The organism is Helicobacter pylori FD535, from assembly GCF_000296015.2.
GTDB lineage: Bacteria > Campylobacterota > Campylobacteria > Campylobacterales > Helicobacteraceae > Helicobacter > Helicobacter pylori_CT.
Genome location: NZ_AKHP02000022.1, coordinates 41,862 through 53,805, shown reverse-complemented (window position 1 = coordinate 53,805; position 11,944 = coordinate 41,862). Strand labels below are relative to the sequence as shown.

10 protein-coding genes are annotated in these 11,944 nt (G+C 37.7%); 5 read left to right on the top strand and 5 right to left on the bottom strand.

The annotated features are described in order from the left end of the window. The 3 genes from DV63_RS12970 to DV63_RS12960 all read left to right on the top strand — a co-directional run. Window positions 1-965, top strand: a 965-nt coding sequence (locus tag DV63_RS12970) for a DNA adenine methylase (RefSeq protein ID WP_020982412.1), incomplete at its 5' end; no start/stop codon positions are given. After that, window positions 962-1,861 (top strand): Dam family site-specific DNA-(adenine-N6)-methyltransferase, encoded by a 900-nt coding sequence (locus DV63_RS12965; RefSeq protein ID WP_000715382.1) that lies wholly within the window; start codon window positions 962-964, stop codon window positions 1,859-1,861. The genes DV63_RS12970 and DV63_RS12965, both read left to right, overlap by 4 nt. Before the next feature lie 6 nt (window positions 1,862-1,867). Further along, window positions 1,868-3,484, top strand: a complete 1,617-nt coding sequence (locus DV63_RS12960) for an AlwI family type II restriction endonuclease (protein WP_000162927.1) — start codon at window positions 1,868-1,870, stop codon at window positions 3,482-3,484. A 62-nt stretch (window positions 3,485-3,546) separates the two neighbouring features. On the opposite strand, the gene DV63_RS12955 is transcribed toward DV63_RS12960, so the two are convergent. Then, on the bottom strand, window positions 3,547-4,704 hold the full coding sequence (locus DV63_RS12955; protein WP_031202337.1) for an outer membrane protein: 1,158 nt from the start codon (window positions 4,702-4,704) through the stop codon (window positions 3,547-3,549). Window positions 4,705-4,885: 181 nt separating this feature from the next. Here DV63_RS12955 and DV63_RS12950 point away from each other — a divergent pair, with 181 nt between their 5' ends. Further along, complete coding sequence (locus DV63_RS12950) at window positions 4,886-5,323, top strand: CopD family copper resistance protein (RefSeq protein WP_000338864.1); 438 nt, start codon at window positions 4,886-4,888, stop codon at window positions 5,321-5,323. On the opposite strand, the gene DV63_RS12945 is transcribed toward DV63_RS12950, so the two are convergent. From DV63_RS12945 to gltS, 4 genes are read right to left on the bottom strand one after another with little or no spacing between them, the layout of a single operon-like run. Further along, a complete protein-coding gene (locus DV63_RS12945; RefSeq protein WP_000650212.1) occupies window positions 5,320-7,671 on the bottom strand; it encodes a heavy metal translocating P-type ATPase in 2,352 nt (783 codons plus the stop codon). The genes DV63_RS12950 and DV63_RS12945 overlap by 4 nt on opposite strands. 24 nt (window positions 7,672-7,695) lie before the next feature. Continuing rightward, entirely contained in the window at window positions 7,696-8,412 is a 717-nt protein-coding gene (locus tag DV63_RS12940) for a tRNA1(Val) (adenine(37)-N6)-methyltransferase (protein ID WP_020982411.1), read from the bottom strand. Further along, entirely contained in the window at window positions 8,394-9,428 is a 1,035-nt protein-coding gene (locus DV63_RS12935) for a bifunctional diaminohydroxyphosphoribosylaminopyrimidine deaminase/5-amino-6-(5-phosphoribosylamino)uracil reductase (protein ID WP_001242019.1), read from the bottom strand. The genes DV63_RS12940 and DV63_RS12935 overlap by 19 nt, the downstream gene beginning before the upstream one ends. Next, the gene (gene gltS, locus DV63_RS12930; protein WP_001155969.1) at window positions 9,425-10,651 is read right to left on the bottom strand and encodes a sodium/glutamate symporter; all 1,227 of its coding nucleotides are present in this window, start codon (window positions 10,649-10,651) and stop codon (window positions 9,425-9,427) included. Before gltS ends, DV63_RS12935 begins: the two co-directional genes overlap by 4 nt. 85 nt (window positions 10,652-10,736) lie before the next feature. Here gltS and DV63_RS12925 point away from each other — a divergent pair, with 85 nt between their 5' ends. Further along, window positions 10,737-11,936, top strand: coding sequence for a saccharopine dehydrogenase family protein (locus tag DV63_RS12925; RefSeq protein WP_020982410.1), 1,200 nt, complete (start codon window positions 10,737-10,739; stop codon window positions 11,934-11,936). Window positions 11,937-11,944 lie beyond the last annotated feature (8 nt).

Sequence of the window (11,944 nt, the reverse complement as noted above, 5' to 3'; positions counted from 1 at the left end):
GCTCGAAAACCAAGCTTATAGAGTGGGTATTTGGGAATTTAAAATTAAATAATATCAAAAGCGTGTGCGATATTTTTGCCGGAAGTGGGGTAGTGGCTGGTCAATTTGCCACTATTCCTAACATTAAAAACATTATTATAAACGATATTTTATTTTCTAATGAAATCATTTATCATGCTTTTTTTATGGGGCAAGACGCTGATTTTAAGGTGCTTAAAGAGCTGAAAGAATATTATACTCAAGCTTTAAAGCTAGAAGAAAATTATTTTAGCCAACATTTTAGCGACAAATTTTTCAGCTATAAAGATTGCGTCAAAATCGGTAGCATTAGAGAGCATATAGAAAGCTTGAATTTAGATAAATTAAATAAAGATATTTTATTAACAAGCTTGATTTATTCAATGGATAAAATAGCTAACACAGTAGGGCATTATGAAGCTTATAGGAAAAAAGAGATTTTGCAAGATAGATTTATTTTTGAGCTTATTAGCCCTATAAAACATGATAAAAACATCATGATAGAGAGAAAAAACGCTAACGAATTGGCTAAAACCTTAAAAATAGACTTAGTCTTTATTGATCCTCCATACAATTCAAGGCAATACAGCCGATTTTATCATCTCTACGAAAACTTGGTGCAGTGGAAAAAACCCAAACTCTATGGAACAGCTTTAAAGCCATCATGCGAGAACATGAGCGAATATTGTCGCTCTAATGCCAAGAAAGAATTGAGCGATTTGATTGAAAAACTAGATTGTAAAAGGATTGCTTTAACTTATAATAATACCTATAATTCTAAGTCTAGCTCTTCGCAAAATAAAATAGGTTTTAAAGATTTAGTGGAAATTTTGAGTCAAAAAGGAAAATTAAGCGTTAAAGAAAAGGCTCATGGTTTTTTTAATTCAGGAAAAACTGATTTTAAAGAGCATAAAGAATTTTTATTTATAGTGGAAGTGAAACCTTGAAAAAAGGTATTCGTTCTCCCTTTTTCTATGTAGGGGATAAATATAAACTTATGCCACAACTCAGTAAGCTATTCCCCAATAACATTAATCAATTTATTGAGCCTTTTGTGGGTGGGGGTAGCGTGTTTTTAAACACTAAGGCTAAAAGATACTTAGCTAATGACATAGATACTAATATTATCAATTTACATAAAACTTTAAGCAAGTTCAATACTTGTGAGCTTTTTGATGAATTGTCTAAAATCATCATTCATTATGGTTTGTCTTTCTCTTTTAAGGGGATTACGGCCCCTGATGAATTAAAAAAACAATATATAAAAACTTACTACGCCAAATACAATAAAATAGCTTATGAAAAACTAAGGGCTGATTTTAACTCCAATCAAAACAACATGCTCTATTTGTATTTACTTTTAATTTATGGGTTTAATCACATGATTAGATTTAATTCTAAAGGGCTTTTTAATTTACCTGTGGGTAATGTGGATTTCAATGAAAATGTTTATAATGCCCTAAAAAACTACATAGATTTTATACAGCAAAACACCATTATTTTTCACAATGATGATTATATTGATTTCCTTAACCACACCACTTATTTAAAAGATGATTATGTTTATTTTGACCCCCCTTATTTAATCTCCAATAGTGAATACAACAAGTTATGGGATAGCGATAATGAGATAGCCTTATATGGCGTTTTAGATAGCCTAGATAAAAAGGGAGTTTTATTTGGTATAACTAATCTTATTTATCACAAGGGAGAGACTAATTTTATTTTAAAAGAATGGGCTAAAAAATATTATATTTTTAATATCAAAAGTAATTATATCAGTTATAATGACAACACTATTAAAGAAGATAGTCAAGAAATCTTTGTAACTAATTATAGGTGATTAATTATGACTAAAAAACCGGCACGAAAAATTTTAAGCTTTTCAACCACTATGCGAAACCCTAAAAGAATAGGACAATTTTTAGCTGTTTTAGGAAAATTTGAAAATCAAATCCTTAAATCTTCAACAATCATGCAAATTGTCAAATCCGTTTTGGCTCATAGGCTTTATAGACCTACTTCTATCAATCAAAATAAAGAATTGAAAGAAAAATTTGACTCCAATGAATATGTCTTTAGCGATGAAGAATTAGAACGCATTATAGAAATATCCCCACAGCAACATAAAGAAATGGGCTTTGAGCATGGATGGGAAAGTCGGTTTGACACTTGGTATAAGCTTATGTGTGAGTTTGGTTTTTGCTACTATGCAAAATATGAGAAAATACTCATCAGCGATAGCGCTAAGATGCTTATTCTTGCTTATTACGATAAAGAAAACGATACTTTTAAAGAAAGCGTTGATGGAAGCGTAGTTGGGGCTATATTTTTAAACGCTCTGTCTAAATATGAAGTAGGAAACCCTTACAAAAAGAATTTAAACCATAACAACCCTTTCAAACTATTGCTCTCGCTTTTAAAACGACTCAAAAATGCCCATCTAACTCCCCTATCTGTCAAAGAAATCCCTATTTTACTTTGTTGGAAAGATGATAACGCCAATGGGCTTTATGACTACATTATTCATTTAAGACAAGAAGTCGTTACTATCAATAAAACAGAATTCAGCTACTCAGATGAATTTATCTATGAAAAATGCCTAAATCTTTTAGAAAGCACCAATAAAACACGATTTAAAATGAGCCAAATCACTAATGAAGCCGTTGATGAATACATTAGAAAAATGCGTATTACAGGACTTATTTCATTGCGTGGTAATGGTAGGTTTATTGATATTAATACTAATGAAAATAATAAAATAGATTACATTTTACAAACTCATAAGGCTTTTAAAGGGGATTATTCAAACGACACTCAAGCTAACAAACTCGCTTTTTTTAACTACATGGCGATCGTGGATAGCTTTCTTGTTAGTGTTACTCCAATCAGCGCTGATGAGAGCGTTAAATCAAGCAAATTGAATGAACTAGCAAACACTTATACTAAAGATTTTATCAAGCAAGAATTACTCATTACTTGTAACAAGCAAGAATCAAAAGATATTTTTTTAAGACTCATTGATAAACCTTTACGCTTGGAATTTTTAAGCGCTATTTTCTTGAAACAACATTTTGAAAATTTAAGCGTGATACCCAATTATAAAAGCGATGATGAAGGCTTGCCCGTATACACAGCAAGCGGTAACAAACCTGATATTGTAGCTATGGACACAAAAGCCCAAAGTTATATAGAAGTGAGCTTGATTAGAGATAGAAGTCAAAGTACCTTGGAAATGATACCTATTGCCAGGCATTTAAAAGAATTGATTAAAAATAGCACTGATATTAGAGAGAAATTTAGTGTTTTTGTAGCTCCAAATATCCATGATGACGCCAAAGAATATGCGGAATTTGCCCAATTCAAAGACAATATTAATATATGCTGTTATGCTATTAATGATTTTATCAAAAAAGTAGAAAACAGCATAGAGTTATTACAGCTCAATGACAACCCTAAAGCTTGACAAATCAAGCTTTCATATATCCATATATAAGCTATAAGCCCTGCCTAAAAACCCTACCAAACTTAAAAAGTATAAACGTAGCGCAAATACATAGAATACTGACGGCGTAAGGTTTGGGTTAAGCTGAAATTGGTTTCTACTCCGGTGATAGTGGTCGGTTGGCCATTCTCTAGCGGGCCTTGTTTTTTCGCTCTTATAGTAGTAGAGCCTTTGAAAAAGTGATTAGGGAGCGTGGGGATTTTGATACCAAACTCAATGCCATGGTGTTCAAAAATATTAGTCCTAACGCCCACATTCACTAAAAATTGGAAAATCGTGTGGTTCACTTTAGCGTTTAATTTTCCTGTGGTATAGACACTATTAGGGTTAATCCCCACATTGCAACTCGCCGGCGTCGTGTCCCCGCAAGTGATTGTGCCATCAGCGTTAGTCATGTAAGCGTCAGCGTCCGTATTGACGCCATAAACATACCCGTTCTTAAAATACCCCACACGATTATTAGTCCAAGTGTTACCCGCAAAATTCACGCCTAGAAAAAACCCGGCCGTGGCTTTAGGCTTATCTATAATGTTAAAAAGCATGTCTGTGCCAAAACCATAAGTATACATGTCCGCTTTTTGATCGCTCAAATAAAAAGGCGATATAGCGTTAGCGGCTCTGGAGTTAGAGAAATTGGTATGCCCATAATCAAAAAAGCCGTAATAACGCAACCCAAACCACCTTTTTTTACCGACAAAATGCTTATAGCCTGTCATCACGCCTAGCCCATACATCGGCTGGTTACGGCCAGGAATGTTTTTATTGGTGCTAAGCATGGTGCGAGAAGTCCAATTGACCACGCAGTTAGCTTTAGTGTAGCCTGGCGTTCCTGGCGTCCCTGAAGCTGGCTGACAGCCACCGGTCTGCCCGTCAGGAACTTTGCCATCATCATTAGCCGAAACATCGCCAAAAGGCACTTGAAACAACTCGCCGTTTTTATAAGCGTTTGTCTTTTGATCAGCCCTACCCACTTCCAAGCTAATCCCCACAAACGCGCCATTCTTTTCATGGGCATTTAAGGGGTTTGTCAGCCATAACGAACTCAAAAGAGCGCCTAAAATTACCGAGCCTTTTTTAGAGACAGATTGAGCCATCAAAACAGATTCCTTACGATTAAAATTTTTACAAACCATTTTGCAATCTTGCATTCTATTTTTCTTCTTTGTCATAAAATTGAGCATCACTCTCTAGGGTCTCCGCTTAAGTATTACTTTTTTAATTATTTTATTATAGCTAATTGCAATCTTAAAAGTCAAACAAAAACCACCCCTAAAATTCCCATAATAGTGGGATACTTGACAATAAAATCCTTTTATAGTAGATTAAAAACTCTTTAATTTTCCCATGAATAAAGGATTTTAAATGGATGCGATTTATCCTTATGTGTTGGTTGTTCATTTATTGTGCGCCATTATTTTTATTGGCTACTTGTTTTTTGATGGGGTAATTTTCCCTAATGTGAAGAAAATGTTTGGCGAAGAGTTTGCCAATAAAGCGAATACAGGAATCGCTCAAAGAGCGATCAAAATCATGCCCTTATGCGTTTTAGGGCTTGTCTTAACAGGGGGCATGATGCTTAGTCAATACATGGGGGGCGATAAAGGCTGGTGTGAAACCCCTTTTCAAAAAATACTCATGCTTAAAGTGATCTTAGCGTTAAGCATTTTTCTTTTGGTGCTTTTTTCTTTATCGTGTAAGTTTTTGGGCAAGAAAAACCCTATTGGTAAATATATCCACCCTATCGCTCTAACTTTTGGCTTTTTAATCGCCATTTTAGCCAAAACGATGTGGTTTGTTTAAGAGCGTTTCAACCTCAAAGAATTTAAAACCACCAAGAGTGAGCTAGCGCTCATGCTCAAACTCGCTATTAAAGGGTTGATGTATCCTAGCATAGCGACTGGGATTAAAACAGCGTTATAAATCAAGCTCAAAACAATGTTTTGCAACACCACTTGATAGACTTTTTGAGCGTTATGAAACGCTTTTTCTAGCAAACTCAAATCCTCTTCTAAAAGCAAAATATCGCATGCGCTTTTACTCAAAGCGCTTTTTTCAAACCCTAAAGAAACGCTCGCTTGTTTTAAGGCTAGCGCGTCATTATTGCCATCGCCTACCATCGCGCACACGCCCTTATAAGATCTGATGGTTTGAGCCTTATCTTCAGGGGTCAAATTGGCATGATATTTAGAAATCCCTAATTTTTTCGCGCACTCCTTAACCGAGTTTTCATTATCCCCGCTTAAAATCTCTAATTCTAATCCTTTATTGTGTAAAGCCTGAATGACTTCTTTAGCGTTAGCTTTCAAACGCTCTTCTAAAATGAATAACGCGCATAAGGTCTTATTTTTCGCAAAGCCTACCATGATATTAGCGTTCTCTTTAGCCCTTATATCAACCCCCATAGCGTTTAAAAATTTCAAACTCCCCACTAGCAGGGTTTCATTGTGATAGCTCGCTTTCAGGCCATGAGTGAAAAACTCTATCGTTTCTAAATTAACCTCATCGCTATCTAATGTTTTAAGAATCGCGCTATGGGCTAAATGCTCCCTAGTTTTTAAAAGACTCTTTAAAAGCCTTTCATCAAATTCTTTATAAATGATTTTTTCTTTTAAAAGGACTTCTTTTTGCGTGAGCGTGCCGGTTTTGTCTATAAAGATTTTTTTCACTTTAGCCAGAGTTTCTAAAAACAACGCTTCTTTAAACACGATTAAAGGGTTTTTAAACACCCCTATCACTAACGCAATGGGCGTAGCTAAAGCGAACGCGCAAGGGCAGCTGATGACTAACACGCTAATACACACCATTAAGGCTTTTTCAAAATTACCCCCCAAACCAAATTGCCATAATAAAAAGCTTACAAAGGCTAAAAACAACACCGCTTTAGAAAAAATATCCGCAATTTGATTCGCGCTGCTCTCAATCAAGGGCTTTTCTAAAAAACTCTTTTTTAAAGTTTCTAACAAACTAGAAAGGCGTGAGTTTTGAAAAGTCGCGCTCACTTGATAGCTAAAAGGCACGCCCACATTCACATAACCCCCTAAAATTGGATCATTAACCCCCAATTCCAAAGGCTTAAACTCCCCGCTGATCAAAGATGCATCCACGCTCGCGTTATTTAAAAGCACGCCATCTAGTGCGATTTTAGCCCCGCTTGGCACCCAAACAACAGAGCCTATCGCCACATCTTTAGGGTGTTTTTCTATCTGTTTGTCCTTTTCTACAATAATCACGCTATGGATTTCATGCGATTCTAGGGCCAAACATTTTTCATTCGCAAACAGCCTAGCTTTTAATTCCAAAAACTTAGAGCCAAAAACAAGCGTTAAAATCGTGCTGCTCGCTTCAAAATAAGTCTCTTGGGACACCAACATGGCATAAAGAGAATAAACAAACGCCGATAACGCCCCAAAAGACACGCTCAAATCCATGCCCAAAACGCCATTTTTTAGCCCATAAAACGCCCCCTTAATGAAAAAACGCCCCACCACCACTAGCACCAACAAGCTTAAAAAGAGCGATACGAGATCCAAATTCCTTTGCATGAGCTTATCCATACCGCTACCATAACTCGCGCCACCATAACTTGCGTATTTGGCAATGGCAATAAACATCAAATTCATAGTAGCAAAAAACCCCACGCTTAAAGTGAGCAAGTAGGAGCGCTGCTCTTTTTGGGCTTTTAGAGCGTAATTTTTTGCGTTATAGATTTTAGCCCCATAACCCAAACTTTCAATTTTTTGAATAATCTCTTTAGGGTCTAAGGACTTCTCAAACACGATTTGCAAGTGGTGGGTGGTGAAATTCACGCTCACTTTTTTAACCCCCTTTAAGCGCTCTAAAACCTTTTGATTGAGCCACAAGCAAGCGTTACAATGCGTTTTTTCTAGCAAAAGATTAAGGATAAAATCGCTTTTATTGTTTTCTTCAAGGGCTTGTTCTAATTCCAAAGCGCTCATTGAATCTTGGGGCGTTACGGGGGCTAAAGTGGAATCGTTTAATTTGTCATAAAAGCTCTCTAAATTCAAATCTAGTAATAACGCATACACCCTAGCGCACCCCGTGCAGCAAAAATATAATTCCTTATGATGGATCACCTCTTTAAAAAGCTCACTTTCTTTAAACTCCAACTGGCAATGCGAACATTTCATTTTTTAATCCTTAATTTAAGGGTGCTAATTGAGAAGCGCTTTGATAGAATAAGTGTTACAAATTTGATAGATGCTTAAAACTTCTTTGGTGTTGTCGCTTTGGTTTTTGGAATTATGCGTGATTAAAGGGGGTAAGACTTTTAGAGCGCTTTTGGAATTATTCCTAGCCGCTCCAAGCATCAAATGGGCGTTTTTGTCTTTAAAACTTTGGACAAACCTTAAAGCCTCTAGCGTGAGCTTAACGCTTTTTAAACTCTCTATCACCAAGCAAAGCGACAAGGCTTCATAGCAAAAAATAAAATACCCTTTAGGTTTTAAGCATTTTTTCACTTTAGCCACTAAAGAAGCGAAGTCTAATTCGCTCTGGTGCCTCGCATGCCCTTTAATTTTAGATTTGATAGAGTCTAATGCGTAAAAAGGAGGGTTGCACACAATCGCATCATACAAAATCGGGGGGTTGAAATCTAAAAAATCGCTTTCAAACACTTGAGCGTTAGGGAATTTAAGGGCGTTTTTTTGGGAGCAAAACGCCATTTTGTTATCCTTTTCCACCAAATGAACGCTCGCTAGCGGGTTATCTCTTGCGCAGAGCAAGCCTAAGATTCCACACCCTGATCCTATGTCTAAAATCGCGCCGCTATTTTTGATAAAAGGGCGTGAAAAATCGTATAAAAAAAGCGAATCGCTATTGTAAGCATAAGCGTTTAAAGGCTGGTATAATCTTAAGAGTTTTCTATCCATAAAAGGGCTTCATTTTCTAAGATTTGCGCATGCAACAACCGCCCCTTAAAAGGGGTTTTTAAAGCGATCACACTAAACGCTTCGCCAATCATAGACGCATGCGAATGCAAAAGCAATACATCAATTTTGTCCCTCAAGCTCTCAAACAATCCCCACCCCCCTTCAATGAAATTAAACCCTTTCTCTAGGGGTAAATCTTTAGGGTTGTTGAAAATATTAACCAAACGATTGGGTGCAAAAAAAACTTTTGAATTAGGATTAATTGAGCGCTTGGATAAAATAGCGATATTAGGGTTTTTATGTTGATAAAAGCTATCGCAAAAGCGAGAGTCTAATAAGGGGTTGTCCGTTCTTATGGTTTTCCCAGAAATAATAAGAGTGTTGCATACCGCTCGCTGGTTGTGCGTGAAAATAACGCTTTTTTGCCCGGTGATCTTGCCATGGTAATAATCCCCATTCATCCTTAAAGCGAGTTTGAACAAATTAAAACGCCCCTTTTGTTCCATTACCCTAAAAGGCAAGAGCAAGTCTTTAGCCTTGTTTTCTAAATTGCGGCAAATCATTGTTTCAATGTGAGCCTTTTGTAGCCTTGCTAAGCCCCCTTTTTTAGCTTCGTTTTCTTCTGCGGCAATGACCACCCTTTTAGGCTTTAAATTTTCTAACAATCCGCTGCATGCCGGGGTTTTGCCATAAGAATTGCATGGCTCTAGGGTGATTAAAAAAACGCAGTCTTTAAAAGCGTTATCGTGGCGTGTTTTTAAAAAATCGCTTAAAATTTTAGGATCTTCTAATTTTTCTAAATCGCTTTTTAAATGGGGGCGTAAAATCTTTAGCGCTGATTGGGCGGCTAAGACTTCTGCATGCGGGGTTTTGGCTTTTTTGTGGGTTTCTAAACTCAAGATCTCATGGTTTTTATCTAACACCATGCAAGCCACGCTTGGGTTTTCTAATGCTAGGGTTTGATGCTCCCACGCCTTATTCAAGCACATTTCTAATAAACTTTCATAAAGTCTCATGACGGGAAAAAAGGCAAGAGCAAAAAGCCTTTAATCGCTAAAGCGTTAATAATATCAACAAAAAACGCTCCCACTAAAGGCACGACGATAAACGCTACATGCGATGGCCCGTAGTGGTTGGTGATGGTTTGCATATTCACCATAGCCGTTGGAGTCGCTCCAAGCCCAAAACCGCAATGCCCCGCGCACAACACCGCCGCATCATAATCCTTCCCGCATACCCTAAAGGTTACAAGCACCACATAAAGGATCATAACCACCACTTGAACGCTCAAAATAACCGCTAACGGCACAGCGAGTTTTAACAATTCCAATAAATTCACGCTCATTAAAGCGTAGGCTAAAAACAGGCTCAAACTCACATTCCCTATGACTGAAACCTCTCTGTCAAACACGCTATGGATTTTAAAAAACGACAAAGCGTTTCTTAAAATAACCCCCACAAACAAGCACCACACAAAAGTCGGCAAGGTGAAACTTTTAGGCATCAAGTGCGATAAAAAAGTCCCCACTAATAAAGCGATCGCAATCAAAGCTAAAGTTTCTACAAAACTGGATGCGGTGATTAGGCGTTGCTCTTTAGGGGTTTCAAAGCCTTTAGACACTACGCCCTCTAAAGTGTCTTTTTCTTTAGTGTCTTTAGGTTCTAGTTTGTATTTAGAAATCAAATATTTAGCGACAGGCCCTCCAATAATCCCCCCGCTCACCAAGCCAAAAGTCGCGCACGCCATGCCCACTTCTAGACTAGAGCTAAAATTATAAGGCGCTTGGGTGAAAAAATTAGCCCATGCTGCGCTAGTGCCATGCCCTCCCACTAAAGCGATAGACCCTCCTAAAAGCCCCATTAAAGGGTTGACCCCTAAAAGGCTAGCGATAGAAATCCCCACTGCATTTTGACACACCACAAACCCCGCCACAGCCAGCAAAAAAACCGCGAGCATTTTCCCGCCTTTTTGTAAAGATTTGAAATCCGCGCTCAAACCAATGGTGATAAAAAAAGTCAGCATTAAAGGATCTTTTAAAGAAGAATCAAATTGCAAGCCAAAATTGTAAAACTGACGCGCTAACATGATAGCAAAAGCGACTAAAACCCCGCCCACAACAGGCTCTGGAATATCATAATCGCGTAAAAACTTGACTTTAGAAATCACATAACGCCCCAAGAGTAACACTAAAACCATGCACACCAAAGTGGCATAAATATCCAACTTAATTTCTTGCAAGCTTGCATCCTTATTAATCAAATTTATCTTATTATAATATAATACCCCCCTAAAAGAACGAGATTAGTTAGAAAGTAGGTGTTCCTTGCATACAGTATTACAAATTGGAGCTGGTGGCGTAGGCAGTGTGGTAGCGCACAAAATGGGCATGAACAGAGATGTGTTTAAAAACATCATTTTAGCGAGCAGGAGCTTAGACAAATGCTATACGATTAAAGAAAGCATGCTCAAAAAGGGTTTGGGGGAAATCAGCGTTGAGCAAGTGGATGCAGACGATACGCAAGCCTTAGTCGCTTTAATCCAAAAATACAAGCCTAAAGTCGTTATCAATGTGGCTTTACCCTATCAAGATTTAACGATCATGCAAGCATGCTTAGAGACTAAAACGCATTACATTGATACCGCCAATTACGAACATCCGGATTTAGCGAAATTTGAATACAAAGAGCAATGGGCGTTTGATAGGGCCTATAAAGAAGCAAGGATTTTAGGGGTTTTAGGGGCTGGGTTTGATCCGGGCGTGACTAACGCTTATGTCGCTCATGCTCAAAGACACCATTTTGACACTATCCACACTTTAGATATTCTAGATTGCAACGCTGGGGATCACAAACGCCCTTTTGCGACGAATTTTAACCCTGAAATCAATTTGAGGGAAGTCAGCTCTAAAGGGCGTTATTATGAAAATGGCAAATGGATTGAAACAAAGCCTTTAGAAATCAAGCAAGTGTGGGCTTACCCGCAGATTGGCGAAATGGATTCGTATCTTTTATACCATGAAGAATTGGAATCGTTAGTCAAAAACATTAAAGGCTTAAGGAGGGCGAGGTTTTTTATGACTTTCTCTCAAAATTATTTAACCCACATGAAATGCTTGGAAAATGTCGGCATGCTAGGCATTAAAGAAATAGAGCATCAAGGCGTAAAAATCGTGCCGATACAATTTTTAAAAACCCTGCTTCCGGATCCGGCCACTCTAGCCAAAGACACCACCGGCAAAACCAACATCGGGTGCTACATGACCGGCATTAAAAACAACCAAGACAAAACGCTCTACATTTACAACGTGTGCGATCATAAAAAATGCTATGAAGAAGTGGGTTCGCAAGCCATAAGCTACACCACCGGCGTTCCAGCGATGTGCGCGGCTAAAATGATTTGCAATGACACTTGGAGCGCGGATCATTTTAGGGCCGGGGTGTTTAACATAGAAGAATTAAACACCGATCCTTTCATGGAAGAATTGATCAAACAAGGCTTGCCTTACGAAGTGATTGAACGCTAGTTTTAGGC